The sequence below is a fragment of the Streptomyces sp. NPDC035033 genome (assembly GCF_040636735.1).
In the GTDB taxonomy this organism is placed as follows: domain Bacteria; phylum Actinomycetota; class Actinomycetes; order Streptomycetales; family Streptomycetaceae; genus Streptomyces.
Genome location: NZ_JBEZUZ010000017.1, coordinates 1 through 15,848, shown reverse-complemented (window position 1 = coordinate 15,848; position 15,848 = coordinate 1). Strand labels below are relative to the sequence as shown.

The 15,848-nt window shown below is 74.1% G+C and carries 15 protein-coding genes and 1 pseudogene; 6 read left to right on the top strand and 10 right to left on the bottom strand.

What is annotated here, in order from left to right:
* Window positions 1-266: 266 nt before the first annotated feature.
* The 4 genes from AB0E83_RS10120 to AB0E83_RS10105 form a co-directional block, all read right to left on the bottom strand.
* Window positions 267-1,157, bottom strand: coding sequence for an amino acid ABC transporter permease (locus AB0E83_RS10120; RefSeq protein ID WP_362108554.1), 891 nt, complete (start codon window positions 1,155-1,157; stop codon window positions 267-269).
* On the bottom strand, window positions 1,154-1,828 hold the full coding sequence (locus AB0E83_RS10115) for an amino acid ABC transporter permease (protein WP_362108552.1): 675 nt from the start codon (window positions 1,826-1,828) through the stop codon (window positions 1,154-1,156). The genes AB0E83_RS10120 and AB0E83_RS10115 overlap by 4 nt, the downstream gene beginning before the upstream one ends.
* Window positions 1,829-1,942: 114 nt before the next feature.
* On the bottom strand, window positions 1,943-2,764 hold the full coding sequence (locus tag AB0E83_RS10110) for a glutamate ABC transporter substrate-binding protein (RefSeq protein WP_362108550.1): 822 nt from the start codon (window positions 2,762-2,764) through the stop codon (window positions 1,943-1,945).
* A 54-nt stretch (window positions 2,765-2,818) separates the two neighbouring features.
* Window positions 2,819-3,547, bottom strand: a complete 729-nt coding sequence (locus AB0E83_RS10105; protein ID WP_362108693.1) for an amino acid ABC transporter ATP-binding protein — start codon at window positions 3,545-3,547, stop codon at window positions 2,819-2,821.
* A 318-nt stretch (window positions 3,548-3,865) separates the two neighbouring features.
* Here AB0E83_RS10105 and AB0E83_RS10100 point away from each other — a divergent pair, with 318 nt between their 5' ends.
* Together AB0E83_RS10100 and AB0E83_RS10095 are read left to right on the top strand one after the other, a co-directional pair.
* Entirely contained in the window at window positions 3,866-4,585 is a 720-nt protein-coding gene (locus AB0E83_RS10100; protein ID WP_362108548.1) for a response regulator transcription factor, read from the top strand.
* Window positions 4,586-4,603: 18 nt separating this feature from the next.
* Window positions 4,604-6,001 carry a HAMP domain-containing sensor histidine kinase gene (locus tag AB0E83_RS10095; RefSeq protein ID WP_362108546.1) on the top strand — a complete coding sequence of 466 codons (1,398 nt, stop codon included), beginning with the start codon at window positions 4,604-4,606 and terminating at the stop codon, window positions 5,999-6,001.
* Window positions 6,002-6,022: 21 nt separating this feature from the next.
* Here the strand turns inward: AB0E83_RS10095 and AB0E83_RS10090 are convergent, their stop codons facing one another.
* Window positions 6,023-7,021 (bottom strand): TAXI family TRAP transporter solute-binding subunit, encoded by a 999-nt coding sequence (locus AB0E83_RS10090; RefSeq protein ID WP_362108544.1) that lies wholly within the window; start codon window positions 7,019-7,021, stop codon window positions 6,023-6,025.
* Window positions 7,022-7,719: 698 nt separating this feature from the next.
* Here AB0E83_RS10090 and AB0E83_RS10085 point away from each other — a divergent pair.
* Window positions 7,720-8,910, top strand: a complete 1,191-nt coding sequence (locus tag AB0E83_RS10085) for a four-carbon acid sugar kinase family protein (protein ID WP_362108542.1) — start codon at window positions 7,720-7,722, stop codon at window positions 8,908-8,910.
* Here AB0E83_RS10085 and AB0E83_RS10080 read toward each other — a convergent pair.
* From AB0E83_RS10080 to AB0E83_RS10060, 5 genes are all read right to left on the bottom strand, one after another.
* Entirely contained in the window at window positions 8,895-9,539 is a 645-nt protein-coding gene (locus AB0E83_RS10080; protein WP_362108540.1) for a response regulator transcription factor, read from the bottom strand. The genes AB0E83_RS10085 and AB0E83_RS10080 overlap by 16 nt on opposite strands.
* Window positions 9,530-10,651 carry a histidine kinase gene (locus AB0E83_RS10075; RefSeq protein ID WP_362108691.1) on the bottom strand — a complete coding sequence of 374 codons (1,122 nt, stop codon included), beginning with the start codon at window positions 10,649-10,651 and terminating at the stop codon, window positions 9,530-9,532. The genes AB0E83_RS10080 and AB0E83_RS10075 overlap by 10 nt, the downstream gene beginning before the upstream one ends.
* Window positions 10,652-10,751: 100 nt before the next feature.
* Window positions 10,752-11,411, bottom strand: a complete 660-nt coding sequence (locus AB0E83_RS10070; protein WP_362108538.1) for a DedA family protein — start codon at window positions 11,409-11,411, stop codon at window positions 10,752-10,754.
* A 143-nt stretch (window positions 11,412-11,554) separates the two neighbouring features.
* Window positions 11,555-12,175, bottom strand: coding sequence for a cysteine hydrolase family protein (locus tag AB0E83_RS10065; protein ID WP_362108536.1), 621 nt, complete (start codon window positions 12,173-12,175; stop codon window positions 11,555-11,557).
* Between the two features lie 92 nt (window positions 12,176-12,267).
* Complete coding sequence (locus tag AB0E83_RS10060; protein WP_362108534.1) at window positions 12,268-13,299, bottom strand: GlxA family transcriptional regulator; 1,032 nt, start codon at window positions 13,297-13,299, stop codon at window positions 12,268-12,270.
* A gap of 122 nt (window positions 13,300-13,421) precedes the next feature.
* Between AB0E83_RS10060 and miaB the strand changes: the two genes are divergently transcribed.
* From miaB to AB0E83_RS10045, 3 genes and pseudogenes are all read left to right on the top strand, one after another.
* Complete coding sequence (gene miaB / locus AB0E83_RS10055; protein WP_362108532.1) at window positions 13,422-14,951, top strand: tRNA (N6-isopentenyl adenosine(37)-C2)-methylthiotransferase MiaB; 1,530 nt, start codon at window positions 13,422-13,424, stop codon at window positions 14,949-14,951.
* A gap of 33 nt (window positions 14,952-14,984) precedes the next feature.
* Entirely contained in the window at window positions 14,985-15,689 is a 705-nt protein-coding gene (locus tag AB0E83_RS10050) for a class III extradiol dioxygenase subunit B-like domain-containing protein (protein ID WP_362108530.1), read from the top strand.
* Between the two features lie 78 nt (window positions 15,690-15,767).
* A pseudogene (locus AB0E83_RS10045) lies at window positions 15,768-15,848 on the top strand (alcohol dehydrogenase catalytic domain-containing protein); the annotation flags it as partial.

The window sequence follows — 15,848 nt, the reverse complement described above, 5'->3', positions numbered from 1 at the left end:
ACAGACCGTATGCAACCCAGTCAGGGTGTTTTGCGTCAAGTGACGCGGTGGGCGTGGTGCGGCCGGCGGCCGGCCGGAGCCGTTTCCGGCCCCTCCGGCCGCCCCCTCACGCCTCCTCCGCCCCACCAAGACCTCCGGCCCCGCCGGTTCTCCCGGAAGCAGGCGGTCCGGGGGAAGGCGACGGGGCCGGAAGTGGACGGGCGCGGAACTTGGGGGAAACCGGGCCGGTCGGGGGGTGGTGGTCGTACGGAGCCGGGGAACGGCGGTCAGAGGCCGCCGGTGCTCGCCCCGCCCATCTCGACGTTCGCGATCGGGGCCGTCTCCTTCACCGCGGCCGCCTTGCGGCCCTGGCGCAGCCGCTTCTCCAGCCGGGCGGCCAGGTAGGTGAGGAGGGCGTTGAGCGCGATGTAGATCAGGGCGATGACGGTGAAGGCGGCGATCGTGTTGGCGCCGTAGTTGGCGGTGATCTGCCGGTTCTGGCTGAGCAGTTCGCCGAAGCCGAGCAGGGCGCCGCCGAGCGCGGTGTCCTTCACGATGACGACGAGCTGGCTCACCAGGGCGGGGAGCATGACCGTCACGGCCTGGGGCAGCAGCACGTACAGCATGGTCTGGCCCTTGCGCATGCCGAGCGCGACGGCCGCGTCGCCCTGGCCCCGGGGGAGCGAGAGGACACCGGCGCGGACGACCTCGGCGATGACGGAGGCGTTGTAGAGCACCAGACCGGTGACGACCGCGTACAGGGGGCGGAAGTCGGAGCTGACGGGCGTGTAGGCGGCGTAGACGGCGCTGGAGAACATCATCAGCAGCAGCACCGGGATGGCGCGGAAGAACTCCACGACCGCGCCGACCGGGACGCGCACCCAGCGGTGGTCGGAGAGCCGGCCGATGCCCAGGGCCGCGCCGAGCGGCAGGGCGATCAGGATGGAGAGCGCGGCGGCCTTCAGGGTCTCGCCCAGGCCGGGGATGAGATACGTCGTCCACACCTGGGCGTCGGTGACGAACGGGCTCCACTTCTCGGCCGCCAGCTGGTTCTTGTCGGCCAGGGCGGCGAGCACCCAGTAGGCCACCAGGGCCAGGACGGCGAGGAAGACGACCGTGTAGAGGACGTTGCGCCGCTTGGCCCGGGGGCCGGGGACGTCGTAGAGGACGGAGTTCATCGCTTCACCGCCAGTCGCTTGGCCGCCCAGCCGAGGACCAGGCCGGTGGGGAGGGTGAGGAGGATGAAGCCGAAGGCGAAGATGCCGAAGACCACGAAGAGGGCGTCGGCCTCGTTCTCGATCATCTCCTTCATCAGGAACGCGGCCTCGGCGGCGCTGATCGCCGCCGCCACCGTGGTGTTCTTGGTGAGGGCGATGAGCACGTTGGCGAGCGGGGTGATCGCCGCGCGGAACGCCTGCGGGAGGACCACCAGCGTCAGCACCTGGATGAAGCTCATGCCCAGCGCGCGGGCCGCCTCGGCCTGGCCCGCCGGGACCGTGTTGATGCCGGAGCGCAGCGCCTCGCAGACGAAGGTGCCGGTGTACGCGGTGAGTCCGAGGATCGCGAGGCGGAAGCCGATCTCCTCGAAGTTCTCGCCGCCGAGCGTGATCTGGAGGGTCTGGTTGAGGCCGAAGGAGCAGGCCACGATGACCACGGTCAGCGGCGTGTTGCGGACGAGGTTGACGTACGCCGTGCCGAAGCCGCGCATCAGCGGGACCGGGCTGACCCGCATGGCGACCAGGGCGGTGCCCCAGATCAGCGAGCCGATCGCCGAGTAGAGGGCGAGCTGCGCCGTCACCCAGAAGGCGCCGAGCAGGTCGTACTGCCCGGAATCAAGAAAGTCGAACACGATGCCCCGCGCTCTCCCCTGGTGGTCGGTCGGTGGGCGGCCGGTGCGTCGGCAGCGGCCGGTGGCGCCGTGACGGCCACCCGGGCGGGGCGGCCGTCACGGCAGCGCGCGAGGTCAGCCCGCGATCTTCGGGGCCGGCTCGTTCTTGTAGCCCGAGGGGCCGAAGTGCTGCTTCACGAGCTTGTCCCAGGTGCCGTCGGACACCATCTTCTCCAGGGCCTTGTTGATCTTGCCCTTGAGCTCGGCGTCGCCCTTCTTGATGCCGATGCCGTAGTTCTCGTCGCTCATGGAGAGGCCCACCAGCTTGAACTTGCCCTGGTGCTCCTTCTGCGAGGCGTAGCCCGCGAGGATGGAGGCGTCCGTGGTGAGGGCGTCGACGGCCTTGTTCTCCAGGCCGGTGAGGCACTCGGAGTAGCCGCCGAGCTGCTGGAGGTCGGCCTTCGGGGCCAGCTTCTCCTTGACGTTCTGCGCGGAGGTCGAGCCGGTGACCGAGCAGAGCTTCTTGGAGTTGAGGTCCTCGACCTTGGTGATCGAGGTGTCGTCGGCGCGGACCAGCAGGTCCTGGTGGGTCAGGAAGTACGGGCCGGCGAAGTCGACCTCCTTCAGGCGCTTCTCGTTGATCGAGTAGCTCGCCACGACGAACTTCACGTCGCCGTTCTTGATGAGGTTCTCGCGCTCGGCGGAGGGCGCCTGCTTCCAGGTGATCTTGCCCTCGTCGTAGCCCAGCTCCTTGGCGACGTACCGGGCGACGTCCACGTCGAAGCCCGCGTACGAGCCGTCCGGGGTCTTCAGGCCGAGACCCGGCTGGTCGAACTTGATGCCGATGGTGATCTTGTCGCCGTTGCTGCCGGAGTCCGAGCCGGTGCCGCAGGCGGTGGCGGTCAGGGCGAGGACGACGGCGGCCACGGAGGCCGCGGAGGCGTGGCGAAGCTTCATGGTTGAACGTCCCTTGGGTAGGCGTGAGGTGCGAAGACTAGGTCGTCGACTCGCTCAGTGGTGAAGGATTTTGGAGAGGAAATCCTTCGCCCGGTCGCTGCGCGGGTTGCTGAAGAACTCCTCGGGGGCGGCCTGTTCGACGATGCGGCCGTCGGCCATGAAGACGACGCGGTCCGCGGCCGAGCGGGCGAAGCCCATCTCGTGCGTCACGACCACCATCGTCATGCCCTCCCGGGCCAGCTGCTGCATGACCTCCAGGACCTCGTTGATCATCTCCGGGTCCAGGGCGGAGGTCGGCTCGTCGAAGAGCATCACCTTCGGGCCCATCGCCAGGGCGCGGGCGATCGCCACGCGCTGCTGCTGCCCGCCGGAGAGCTGCGCCGGGTACTTGTCGGCCTGTGCGGCCACGCCCACCCGGTCGAGCAGGGCACGGGCCTTGGCCTCCGCCTCGGCCTTCGCCGTGCGGCGGACCTTGATCTGACCCAGCATCACGTTCTCGAGCACGGTCTTGTGCGCGAAGAGGTTGAAGGACTGGAAGACCATGCCGACGTCCGACCGCAGCCGGGCCAGCTCCCTGCCCTCCGCGGGCAGCGGCTTCCCGTCGATCGTGATGGTGCCCGCGTCGATGGTCTCCAGGCGGTTGATCGTGCGGCACAGCGTCGACTTGCCGGAGCCCGACGGGCCGATGACGACGACGACTTCACCGCGACCGATCGTGAGGTCGATGTCCTGCAGCACGTGCAGGGCGCCGAAGTGCTTGTTCACTCCGGACAGGACGACCAGATCCTCCTGGGCCCGGGGCGAGTCCTCGTGGTCCTTGGACACTGCCACTTCGCTCATCGGCCTCTTGCTCCGTCCTCCTCGGTTGGGAGGACACTAGAGACCCGTCCGGATGACCGTCATCACATCTGAGCGGAAATTGAGGATAACGATAGGGCTACAGTCGGACACCCTGGGTGAAGGCGGACCCGGGCGGCGTACCGGGTGAATAACGGAAGCCGGCGGTCCGCAGGGGGACACTTGACTGGGGCGTCGATGATCGGCGTTCATGGGCGTTCGCGCCCCGGCCCGGGGCGCCCCGGCGAACGAGAGGAGAAGACCATGCGACTGCTGCTCGTCGAGGACGACGACCACGTCGCCGCGGCCCTCTCCGCGATCCTCGCCAAGCACGGCTTCGCCGTCACCCACGCCCGCAACGGCGAGGAGGCCCTCCAGGCCGTCCTCCCCACCGCGCAGGGCGACCGCCCCTCGTACGGGGTGATCCTGCTCGACCTCGGCCTCCCCGACCAGGACGGCTACCAGGTCTGCGCCCGGATCCGGAAGCTCACCACCACCCCGGTGATCATGGTGACCGCCCGCAGCGACGTCCGCTCCCGGATCCACGGCCTCAACCTCGGCGCCGACGACTACGTCGTCAAGCCCTACGACACCGGCGAACTGCTCGCCCGGATCCACGCCGTCTCCCGGCGCACCGGCGGCCCCGCCGACGACGCGGCGGGCGGTACGGGCTCCGCCGCCGAGGCCACCGTGCTCCGCCTCGGCACCGTCACCGTCGAGCTGCCCACCCGGCGGGTCAGCGTCGACGGCGAGCCCGTCGCCCTCACCCGCAAGGAGTTCGACCTGCTCGCCCTCCTGGCCCAGCGGCCCGGCGTCGTCTTCCGCCGCGAGCAGATCATCTCCGAGGTGTGGCAGACCAGTTGGGAAGGGACCGGCCGCACCCTGGAGGTGCACGTCGCCTCGCTCCGCTCCAAGCTGCGGATGCCCGCCCTGATCGAGACCGTGCGGGGCGTCGGCTACCGCCTGGTCCCCCCGGCCGCGTAACCCCCGGCCGCTCCGCCCGTGCGCACCCGACTCCTCCCCCTTCTCATCGTCCTGATGGCCGGGGTCCTCCTCGCCCTCGGCTTCCCGCTCGCCGCCAGCCTCGCCGCCGCCGAGCAGCAGCGGGTCGTCGTCGACCGCCTCGACGACGCCGCCCGCTTCGCCGCCCTCGGCCAGTTCGTCGGCGACCCCTCCGCCGTCGACGACGAGCGCCGCTCCACCCTCAAGGGGGAGCTCACCAGCTACCACGACGTCTACGGCATCCGGGCCGGCATCTTCTACCGCGACAACCGGTCGATGGCCGCCGCCCCCGAGGACTGGGTCGTCCCCTACGAGGGGGAGGGCCGCCGCGCCTTCAACGAGGCCCTGCTCGGCCGCCGCAGCCACGACCCGCCGCAGGTCTGGCCCTGGCAGCCGCACGCCCGCCTCATCATCGCCTCGCCCGTCGTCCGCGACGGGGACGTCATCGCCGTCGTCGTCACCGACTCGCCCACCGGCGAGCTCCGGGCCCGCGTCCTGCGCGGCTGGCTGGTGATCTTCGCCGGCGAGGCCGCCGCCATGCTCCTCGCCGTCGGCGCCGCCGTGCGCCTCACCGGCTGGGTGCTGCGTCCGGTACGGGTCCTCGACGGCGTCACCCACGACATCGCCACCGGGCGGATGAACTCCCGGGTCGCCGAGGCCGGCGGACCGCCCGAGCTGCGGCGCCTGGCCCGCTCGTTCAACGAGATGGCCGACCACGTCGAGGAAGTCCTCGAACAGCAGCGGGCGTTCGTCGCCGACGCCTCCCACCAGCTCCGCAACCCGCTCGCCGCGCTGCTGCTGCGCATCGAGCTGCTCGCCCTCGAACTCCCCGAGGGGAACGAGGAGATCGCCTCCGTGCGCACCGAGGGCAAGCGGCTCGCGCAGGTCCTCGACGACCTCCTCGACCTGGCCCTCGCCGAGCACACCGCCGCCGACCTGCGGCTCACCGACGTCGGCGCCCTCACCGCCGAGCGGATCGCCTCCTGGCGGGCGGTCGCCGAGGACAAGGGCGTCCAGCTGGTGGGCGAGTGCGGGGCGGCCACCGGCTGGACGGACCCGGTGGCCCTCTCCAGCGCCCTGGACGCGGTCGTCGACAACGCGCTGAAGTTCACGCCGGAGGGCGAACGGGTCACCGTACGGGTCCGCACGGGCCGGGACGGCGTCGAGGTCGTCGTCGCCGACCGCGGCCCCGGCCTCACCGAGGAGGAGCTGAGCCGGGTCGGCGACCGTTTCTGGCGCTCCGGCCGCCATCAGAACGTCAAGGGCTCCGGGCTCGGCCTCTCCATCGCCCGCGTGCTGCTGACCGCCTCCGGAGGCGGGATCTCCTTCGCCCCGAACGAACCGCACGGCCTGCGCGTGACGGTCACGGTGCCGCGGTACGAACCCGCCGACCGGTGACGGCCCGGGCGGGGCGAGGGGTCAGGGCTTGACCGAGCGGTAGTAGCGGCGGGCGCCCTCGTGGAGGACGAGCGGCTCGGTGTAGACGGCCGTGCGCAGGTCCACCAGCTGGGCCGGGTGCACCTGGCTGCCGATGCTGTCCCGGCTGTCGATCACCGCCCGGGTGAAGCCCTCCACCAGGTCCGGATCGGCCTCGGCCGTCGTCACCATCAGGTTCGCCACCGCCAGCGTCTCCACCGGCTGCCCGTCCTGCGCCTTCGCGTAGGCGTCGGCCGGGATCCTCGCCGAGCGGTAGTGCCGGGTCGACTCGCCCACGTCCCGCAGCGCCTTCACGAGCGGGGCGTCCATCGGGACGAGCCGCACCTCGTAGCGCCGCGACAGCGACAGCACGGCCTCGGTCGGCAGACCGCCCGACCAGAAGAACGCGTCGAGGCCGCCCCGCTCCAGCATCGCCGGCATGGTGTCGATGCCGACCGGCACCGCCTCGACGTCCCGGTCCGGGGTGAGGCCGGCCGCCGCGAGGACCCGGTCCGCGATCAGCCGCACGCCCGAACCGTCCTGGCCGACGCCGACCCGCAGTCCGCGCAGGTCGGAGACGCGCTGGATCGACGACCCCTTGCGCACGACCAGCTGCACGTAGTCGTCGTAGAGCCGGGCGCAGCCGCGCAGCCGCTCGAAGCCGGGCCGGCGGTCGCGGATGTACTGCGCCACGGCGTCGGCGGTCGCCACCGTGAAGTCGGCCTCGCCGGAGGCGACCCTCGCCAGGTTCTGCTGGGAGCCCTCGCTGTCCTTGAGGGTGATCGAGACGTCCGGGAGGTCCTCGGCCATGGCCTGCTTGAGCAGTTCGCCGTACTGCTGGTAGACGCCGCTGGGGACGCCGGTGCTGAACGTGACCGAGCCGCTCGGCGCCGGGGGGCCGAAGGGCGCCAGCCACCACAGCAGCGCTCCGCCCACCGCGAGCAGCGCGGCCGCGAGCGCGAGGACGCGGCGGCGGACGGCGCGGGTGAGGGAGGGGAGCATGTCAGCGATCCTGCCAGGTGGGCGCCGCCCCTGGCCAGGGCGACCGGACGGCGGCGGTGTGATGTCCGCCGGGCCGGGACCGCCGGTGGCTCCGGGTGGCGACGACACCACCCCGAGCCACGGCCCGGCCCGGTCCACCCCGAGCCACGGCCCGGTCCGGCTCGGTCCGGTCCCGGCCGGCTCGGTCCGGTACGGCCCGGGGGGCCGGGCGCGTCCGGCGGGGGGCGAACGCGCTCCGCCGAAGTGGTGAGCGGGGCGTGGCGGGCGCGCCGCGCCGTGTGTCCTGTCGGGGTGCCGGGGCCGGTGCGGTTAGCGTCGGAAAGCGCTCGGTGATCTTGAGGGCAGTTCCCCCTGCCCGCCCCTGGCCCCGGCCGAGCCGCTGACTCGCCCCCGTCCCGAGGGAGTTCCGGCATGCCCATGCCCATGCCCATGTCCGTGCCCGTGCCCGCGCCCGTGTCCACGTCCACGATCCGGTCCGCGTACTCGTGCGCATACGCGGACCGGCCGCCGCCCCCGCGCCCGGACCGGTCGCCGCTGGACTGAAGCGGGCCGGGCGCGCCAGGGTGGACCCGACGCGACCGGTACGCGACCGGTACCGGCGTCGGGACGCCCGCGTGTACCCGTGCCGGGACCCCGGACCCGTATCCGTACCGGCCCGTCCGTCCCGCCCGCACCCGTACGACCCGAGGAAGCCGCCGATGCGCCCCGCCCCGTCCGTCGCCCCGCCCCGCGTCGCCGTCCTCGCCGACGACCTGACCAGCGCGGGGGACGGGGCGGCGCCCTTCCGCCGGGCCGGCCGTCCGGCCCGGGTCCTGCTCTCCGGCAGTCCCCTCGCCGGCCACGGACAGGAGGACGGGGTCCTCGCCGTCGACCTCGGCAGCCGGCTCCTCGACGAGGCCGGCGCCGCGGCCCGCACCCGGGAGGCGGCCCGGGCCCTGTCCGGGGCGGAGCTGCTGCTCAAGACCGTCGACTCGACCCTCCGCGGGCACGTGGCCGCGGAGATCCGCGCCGCGCGGGAGGGCTCGGGCCGGCGGGCGGTCGTGATCGCCCCCGCCTTCCCGGCCGAGGGCCGCACCACCCGGCACGGCGTCCAGTACGTGCGCGGGGTGCGCGTCGACGAGAGCGAGTTCGCCCGCGACCCCGCCCACCCCGTCCGTACGGCCGACCTCGCCCGCCTCCTCCCGGAAGCCGTCCCCGTCGACCCCGGACGGCCGGAGGAACTGACCGAACTCCTCCCGGACGGCGGCCTCTTCGTCTGCTCGGCCGCCACCGACGCCGACCTGGACCGGATCGTCGCCGCCGCGCCCGACCACCGCGCCGTCCTGTGGGTCGGCTCCCCGGGCCTGGCCGCCGCCCTCGCCCGCCACCACGCCCGCCCCGCCGCCGACGGCGAGGCCGCCGGCGAACTCCCGCCCGCCGTACGCCCCTTGGTCGCCGTCGGCAGCGCCAACCCGGCCACCCGGCGCCAACTCGCCCTGCTGGCCGCCGAACCGGGCGCGGTCAGCGCCGTCGCCGCCGACCCGCTGCGCGCCGTCGACACCCCCGTCCGCATCCTCCACACGCCCCACGAACGGCGGGCGGACCCCGCCGAGTTGACCCGGCTCCTCGCCGCCTCCGTGGCGGCCCTGGCCGACCGGGACCCCTTCGACGGGCTCGTGCTCACCGGCGGGGAGACCGCGGAGGCCGTCCTGCGCGCGCTCGGAGCCCACGGCATCGACCTCCACGACGAACCCGAACCCGGCATCGCCCGCGGCACCCTGGCCGGCCCGGAGGACCTCCCCCGGGTCCCCGTCGTCATCAAGGCCGGCGGCTTCGGCGACGAGCGGACCCTCCTGCGCCTGCACGCCCTGCTGACCGGGGCCCGCGCCGACGGCTACGCCTCCAGATAGCGCAGCACCGCGAGGATCCGGGGGCTCTGGCCCCCGCTCCCGCGCAGCTCCAGCTTGTCGAAGACCGCGTTGAGGTGCTTCTCCACGGCGCTCAGCGACAGGTGCAGCCGCCGCGCGATGGCCGTGTTGGTGTACCCCTGCGCGAGCACCTGGAGGACCTCCCGCTCGCGCGGGGTCAGCCGGGCCAGCGGGTCCGCGTGCGCGCTGCGGACGACGAGCTGCCGCACGACCTCCGGGTCGATCGCCGTCCCGCCCGCGTGGATCCGCTCCAGCGCGTCGAGGAACTCCTCGACCTGCGCCACCCGGTCCTTCAGCAGATAGCCGACCCGCTCCGCGCCGGCCGCGAGCAGCCGGGCCGCGTAGCTGCGCTCGACGTGCTGCGAGAGGACCAGGACGCCCGTCCCCGGCAGCCGTTCGCGGATCTCGACGGCCGCCCGCAGCCCCTCGTCGGTGTGGGTCGGCGGCATCCGGATGTCCACGACGACCACGTCCGGGCGCAGCGCCTCCGCCTCGGCGACCAGCGCCACCGCGTCGCCGAACGCCCCGACGACCTCGTGGCCCTCCTCCGCGAGCAGGCGGGCGAGTCCCTCCCGCAGCAGGGTCGAGTCCTCGGCCAGGATCACACGCACGGCAGCTCCGCGACGATGGTGGTGGGTCCCCCGAGGGGGCTGTCGATCCGCAGGACGCCGTCGAGGGCGGCGACCCGTCCGCGCAGTCCGGTCAGGCCGCCGCCCGCCGGATCCGCGCCGCCCCGCCCGTCGTCCTCCACCCGCACGGTCAGCGGGCCGCCGGGCGCCGCCGCGACCCGTACCGAGACGGCCGAGGCTGCGGAGTGCTTGGCCGCGTTGGTGACGGCCTCGGAGACGACGAAGTACGCGGCCGTCTCCACCGGGCGCGGCAGCGGCCCCTCGACCTCGTAGGCGATCCGCAGCGGCAGCGCGCACCGCTGCGCCACCCCGCCCAGCGCCTCCTCCAGGCCCAGGCTGTCGAGCGCCGACGGGTACACCCGCCAGGCCACCTCGCGCAGTTCGGCCAGCACCTCGCCGGCCTCCTCGTGCGCCTGGCCGAGGAGTTCCGCCGCGCGCTCCGGGTCGCGCCCGCCGCTCCGGCGCGCCCGTCCGATCAGCATGGCGAGCGCCACGAGCCGCTGCTGCACCCCGTCGTGGAGGTCCCGCTCGATCCGCCGCCGCTCCGCGTCCACGGCCCGCACCACGGCCGCCCGGCTGTCCGCGAGCTCCTCGATGCGGCGGCGCAGCAGCTCCCGCTCCGACGGGCCGAAGCACTCCCGGGCCAGCCGGGCGTCGAGGGCGGTCAGCGCGGCCAGGCCCTGGAGGGCGAGGAAGAGCAGCACGCCGCCGAGGACGAGCTGGGTCAGCAGTTCGGCCGCCCCGATGGTCCCGCGCGCCACCCCGCCGGCCAGCAGCCCGGCGAGCACCGCGCCGAAGCCGAGCAGCGCGAGGACGATCCCGCACACGAGCCCCGTCCAGGACCGGACCGCCAGGTACCGGAGCACGCCCCGGTCCGCGTCCGCCTCCCCGTTCGCGTACGCCTCCGGGAACCGGTCGCCGAAGAAGGCGGTCCGCCGCCCCCGCTCCAGCGCCACGAGCCGGCGGGCGCCGGGGACGAGGAGCCCGAGGGCGTACGGGCGCGTCCGCGGCCACAGCAGGAAGGCGCCGAGCGGGATCCCGGCGAGCGCGAGGTACAGCAGCCCGAGGGGCGCCGTCAGACAGCCGGCGAGCACCCCGGTCGCCCGCCGGAAGGCCGCCCGCCGGAGGGCCGCCCGCCCGAAGACCGCCCGCGCCTCCACATCCGCCCCTTCACCCCCGTGCACGGCCTCCACCTTAGGCGCGCCGGTGCCGGGCCGCCCCGCGCCCCCGGAGCCGTACCGCCAGCCAGGTCGCGCCGGCCGCGAGGACCAGGACGACGACGGCCTTGGAGGCCACGCCGACGTACGCCTCGACCAGCTCCCAGCGGTCGCCGAGCGCGTAACCGGCGAGCACCAGCACGCTGTTCCAGACGAGGCTGCCGGCGGTGGTGAGGAGGAGGAAGAGCGGGACCGGCATCCGCTCCACCCCGGCGGGCACCGAGATCAGGCTGCGGAAGACCGGCACCATCCGGCCGAGCAGGACCGCCTTGGTGCCGTGCCGCCGGAACCACGCCTCGGTCCGCTCCAGGTCCGTGACCTTCACCAGCGGCAGCCGCGCCCACAGCGCGTACATCCGCTCGCGGCCGAAGAGCGCGCCGATCCCGTACAGGGCGAGCGCGCCCGCCACCGAGCCGAGCGTCGTCCAGAACAGGGCGGAGGCGAGGCTCAGCAGGCCCTGCCCGGCGGCGAAGCCGGTCAGCGGCAGGATCACCTCGCTCGGCAGCGGCGGGAAGAGGTTCTCCAGCGCGATGGCGAGGCCCGCGCCCGGCCCGCCGAGGGTGTCGACGAGACCGGCCGCCCAGCCGGCGACGCCGCCGGCGGGCTCCTGGGCGAGGGGGATCGGGAACGGCGTCATGGGCCCTCCAAGGGTGCGGGAAAGGTCCCCGGCGGACCCGCCGGAAGACCCTCCCCAACCTAGGAAGGGCGGCGCGGAGCCGGTATGCGCGTTCCCGCCCGGCGCCCCTGCGGAAAACCGCAGGGGCGCCGGGCGGAGGCGGCTCAGGCCGGCAGGTCCGCCGCCGTCGGCACCACCACGGCGAACACGTCGGTCAGCGCGGTCAGCGCCGCCCGCTTGAGCTCGGCGGCGGGCACGACCGTGCCGTCCGGCGCGGTGAGCGCCCGGGTGGCCGTGGCCTCGGCGACGACCGTGGGCCGGTAGCCCAGGTTGAACGCGGCCTGGGCGGTGTAGTTCACGCACATGTGGGTCATGAACCCGGCCAGGACCAGGTCCTTCCCGCTGCCCGCCGCGAAGCCGAGGTCCGTCAGGACCTTCTCCAGGTCGGTGGCGTGGAAGGCGTTCGGGAAGTTCTTCACCACGACCGGCTCGCCGTCGGCCGGGGCCACCTCGTCGCTGATCGCCCCGACCGGGGCCGTGAGGTCGTACGGGGAGCCCTCGCCGCTGTCGTGCTGGACGTGGACGACCGGGGTGCCGGCCGCCCGGGCCCGGGCGAGGAGCCGCGCGGCCTCGGCGACGGCCTCCTCGGCGCCCTCCAGCGCCATGACGCCGGACCGGTAGGTGTTCTGGATGTCGATGAGAACCAGGACCGCCTCCGAGAGCCGGGCCGGCTCGTCGGTCAGACCGGAGAGGGAACGCAGGGGGGTGGACGGAGTGATGCTCATTTCTTGACCTTTCAGGTGAAAACGGACCGCGTGAGGGCGCGGCGGAGCCGCCCGCCCGCGCGGGAGAGGGAAAGGGGGTGGGTGGCCGGGGGTCAGTCGGTCCGGGTGCGGAACCGGCGGCGGTAGGCCGCCGGCGTGGTGGCGAGCTGCCGCCGGAACGCCCGGTGGAGCGTCTCCACCGACCCGAGCCCCGCCCGGGCCGCCACCTCGGCGAGCGGCGCGTCCGAGGTCTCCAGGTGCCGCCGGGCCACCTCGATCCGGGCCGCCTCCACGTAGGCGGCGGGACTGGACCCGGTCTCCTGCGCGAAGACCCGGGCGAAGTGCCGCTCGCTCAGACACATCCGGCCGGCCAGCCGCTCAGCGGACAGGTCCTCGTCGAGGTGGTCCGCGATCCAGAGCCGCAGCTCGTCGATGTCCCGCCGGCCGGCCGCCGGACGGCTCAGCGGCACCGAGAACTGGCTCTGGCCGCCCTGCCGCTTCAGGTACATCACGAGCTGCCGGGCGACCGCCAGCGCCGTCTCCTCGCCCAGGTCCTCCGCCACCAGGGCGAGGGACAGGTCGAGGCAGGCGCTGATCCCGGCCCCGGTCCACAGCCGGCCCCGGTCCGTCCGTACGAAGATCGGATCGGGGTCGACGCGGACCTCCGGGTGGTCGGCCGCCAGCTGCGCGGCCGTGGACCAGTGGGTCGTCGCGGTCCTCCCGTCGAGGAGGCCGGCCGCCGCCAGCACGTGGGCGCCGACGCAGACCGACGCCACCCGCCGGGCGTGCGGGGCGGTCTCCCGCACCCACCGGACGACCTCCGGGTCGAGCCGGGCGACGACCCCGCCGTCCTCCGCCGGGTCCACCGCCCCCGGCACCAGGAGGGTGTCCACGTCCGCGCCGACCTCGTCGAAACCGAGGTCCGCGACCAGCCGCACCCCCGCCGAGGTCCGCACCTCCCCGGCGCCGCCGGGCGCGGCCAGCCGCACCCGGTAGCGGGCCCGACCGCCCGCCTCCCGGTTGGCCAGCGCGAAGACCTCGGCCGGCCCGGTGACGTCGAGGAGGTCCACGTCGGGGAAGACCGCGACGACGACCCGGTGGACGGGGTGCCCGCCGGGGGCCGTGGTGGAGTGCGTCTCGGACATGCCCCCACCTTCGCCCGCACCGCCCCGTGACGGCAATGACGATTCCCTGTCACATCCGGACACCGTGGCCGGCCCCGGCGCCCGGCCCGGACCCCGCGGCGGACCGCCTACTCTTGGATGTCATGACCAGCAGCAGCGACCGGAGTCTCACAGTGGGCATCGAAGGACCGAAGACCTACGACATTCGCACCTACGGGTGCCAGATGAACGTCCACGACTCCGAGCGGCTCTCCGGTCTGCTGGAGGAGGCGGGCTACGTCCGCGCCCCCAAGGACGCCGACGGCGCCGACGTCGTCGTCTTCAACACCTGCGCGGTCCGCGAGAACGCCGACAACAAGCTGTACGGCAACCTCGGCCACCTCGCCCCGATGAAGACCGCCCGCCCCGGCATGCAGATCGCCGTCGGCGGCTGCCTGGCGCAGAAGGACCGCGAGACCATCGTCAAGAAGGCCCCCTGGGTCGACGTGGTCTTCGGCACGCACAACATCGGCAAGCTGCCGGTCCTCCTGGAGCGCGCCCGCGTCCAGCAGGAGGCGCAGGTCGAGATCGCCGAGTCCCTGGAGGCCTTCCCCTCCACCCTGCCGACCCGCCGCGAGTCGGCGTACGCGGCCTGGGTGTCGATCTCGGTCGGCTGCAACAACACCTGCACCTTCTGCATCGTCCCCGCCCTGCGCGGCAAGGAGGAGGACCGCCGTCCCGGCGACATCCTCGCCGAGATCGAGGCCCTGGTCGCCGAGGGCGTCTCCGAGATCACCCTGCTCGGCCAGAACGTGAACGCGTACGGCTCCGACCTCGGCGACCGCGAGGCATTCTCCAAGCTGCTGCGGGCCTGCGGCGAGATCGAGGGCCTGGAGCGGGTCCGCTTCACCTCCCCGCACCCGCGCGACTTCACCGACGACGTCATCGCCGCCATGGCCGAGACGCCGAACGTGATGCCCCAGCTGCACATGCCGCTCCAGTCCGGCTCGGACACGGTCCTGAGGGCCATGCGCCGCTCGTACCGCCAGGAGCGCTTCCTCGGCATCATCGAGAAGGTGCGCGCCGCGATCCCGCACGCCGCCATCTCCACCGACATCATCGTGGGCTTCCCCGGCGAGACCGAGGAGGACTTCGAGCAGACCATGCACGTCGTCCGCGAGGCCCGCTTCGCGAACGCCTTCACCTTCCAGTACTCCAAGCGCCCCGGCACCCCGGCCGCCGAGATGGAGGACCAGATCCCCAAGGAGGTCGTGCAGGCCCGCTACGAGCGCCTGGTCGCCCTCCAGGAGGAGATCTCCTGGGACGAGAACAAGAAGCAGGTCGGCCGCACCCTGGAGGTCATGGTCGCCGAGGGCGAGGGCCGCAAGGACGGCACCACGCACCGGCTCTCCGGCCGCGCCCCCGACAACCGGCTCGTCCACTTCACCAAGCCCGACGAGGACGTCCGCCCCGGTGACGTGGTGACCGTCGAGATCACCTACGCCGCCCCGCACCACCTGCTGGCCGAGGGCCCGACCACCGCCGTCCGCCGCACCCGCGCGGGCGACGCCTGGGAGAAGCGCACCGCCGCGGCCGCCGCCAAGCCGGCCGGGGTCCTGCTCGGCCTGCCGAAGATCGGCGTCCCCGAGCCGCTCCCGGCGGCCGAGGCCCCGGCCTGCGGCGCCGGCCACTGACCTCGCGCGGGCCCGGGCAGTAGGCTGCGGATCATGCTTGTCGCCGCAGCCGTGTGCCCCTGCCCGCCGCTCCTCGTCCCCGAGGTCGCCGGCGGCGCCGCCCCCGAGCTGGAGGACGCGCGGGCGCACTGCGCGGACGCCCTCGGGGTGCTCGCCGCCGCCCGGCCCGACCGGCTGTACGTCGTCGGGCCCGCGCCCGAGGGCGCCCGGGGCGCCTTCCCCGCCGGCTCCTCCGGCTCCTTCGCCGGCTTCGGCATCGACCTCTCCGTGAGCCTCGGCCAGGGGCCCGGAGGCCGTACGCTGCCGGCCCCGCTCGCCGTGGGCGCCTGGCTGCTCTCCCGCACCGGCCGGGCGGACCTCCCCGTCGAGGGGTTCGGGATCGACGAGCGGGCCGCCGCCGAGGAGTGCGCGGAGACCGGACGGCGGCTGGCCGCCTCGGCGGAGCGGGTCGCCCTGCTCGTCATGGGCGACGGCAGCGCCTGCCGGACCGTGAAGGCCCCCGGCTACCTCGACGAGCGGGCCGCCGGCTTCGACGCCGAGGCCGCCCGGGCCCTGGGCTCCGCCGACGTACCCGGCCTCCTCGCGCTCGACGCCGGCCTCGCGCACGAGCTGAAGGCGGCCGGACGCGCCCCCTGGCAGGTCCTCGCGGGCGCCGCCGAGGGCGCCGGCCTGGCCGGCCGCCTCCTCCACGAGGACGCGCCGTACGGGGTCGAGTACCTGGTCGCCGTCTGGTCCTAGCCGCCCTCCCCGCGGTGCGGGAGGCGGACGGGATCCCCGCGGTGCGGGAGGCGGACGGGAGAACGGGACGGGCGGTGGGACGTGATCGTGCGGATCACCACGAGCGGGCTGTGCGGATCGGACCTGCACCTGTACGAGGTCCTCGGCCCGTTCCTGGAC

What these genes read in the sequence shown, in the direction of transcription:
- AB0E83_RS10120 (WP_362108554.1), bottom strand. Translation starts at nt 1,157, where the DNA reads ATGAACTCCGTCCTCTACGACGTCCCCGGCCCCCGGGCCAAGCGGCGC.
- AB0E83_RS10110 (WP_362108550.1), bottom strand. Translation starts at nt 2,764, where the DNA reads ATGAAGCTTCGCCACGCCTCCGCGGCCTCCGTGGCCGCCGTCGTCCTC.
- AB0E83_RS10100 (WP_362108548.1), top strand. Translation starts at nt 3,866, where the DNA reads ATGCGACTGCTGCTCGTCGAGGACGACGACCACGTCGCCGCGGCCCTC.
- AB0E83_RS10090 (WP_362108544.1), bottom strand. Translation starts at nt 7,021, where the DNA reads ATGCTCCCCTCCCTCACCCGCGCCGTCCGCCGCCGCGTCCTCGCGCTC.
- AB0E83_RS10085 (WP_362108542.1), top strand. Translation starts at nt 7,720, where the DNA reads ATGCGCCCCGCCCCGTCCGTCGCCCCGCCCCGCGTCGCCGTCCTCGCC.
- AB0E83_RS10070 (WP_362108538.1), bottom strand. Translation starts at nt 11,411, where the DNA reads ATGACGCCGTTCCCGATCCCCCTCGCCCAGGAGCCCGCCGGCGGCGTC.
- AB0E83_RS10065 (WP_362108536.1), bottom strand. Translation starts at nt 12,175, where the DNA reads ATGAGCATCACTCCGTCCACCCCCCTGCGTTCCCTCTCCGGTCTGACC.
- AB0E83_RS10060 (WP_362108534.1), bottom strand. Translation starts at nt 13,299, where the DNA reads ATGTCCGAGACGCACTCCACCACGGCCCCCGGCGGGCACCCCGTCCAC.
- miaB (WP_362108532.1), top strand. Translation starts at nt 13,422, where the DNA reads ATGACCAGCAGCAGCGACCGGAGTCTCACAGTGGGCATCGAAGGACCG.
- AB0E83_RS10050 (WP_362108530.1), top strand. Translation starts at nt 14,985, where the DNA reads ATGCTTGTCGCCGCAGCCGTGTGCCCCTGCCCGCCGCTCCTCGTCCCC.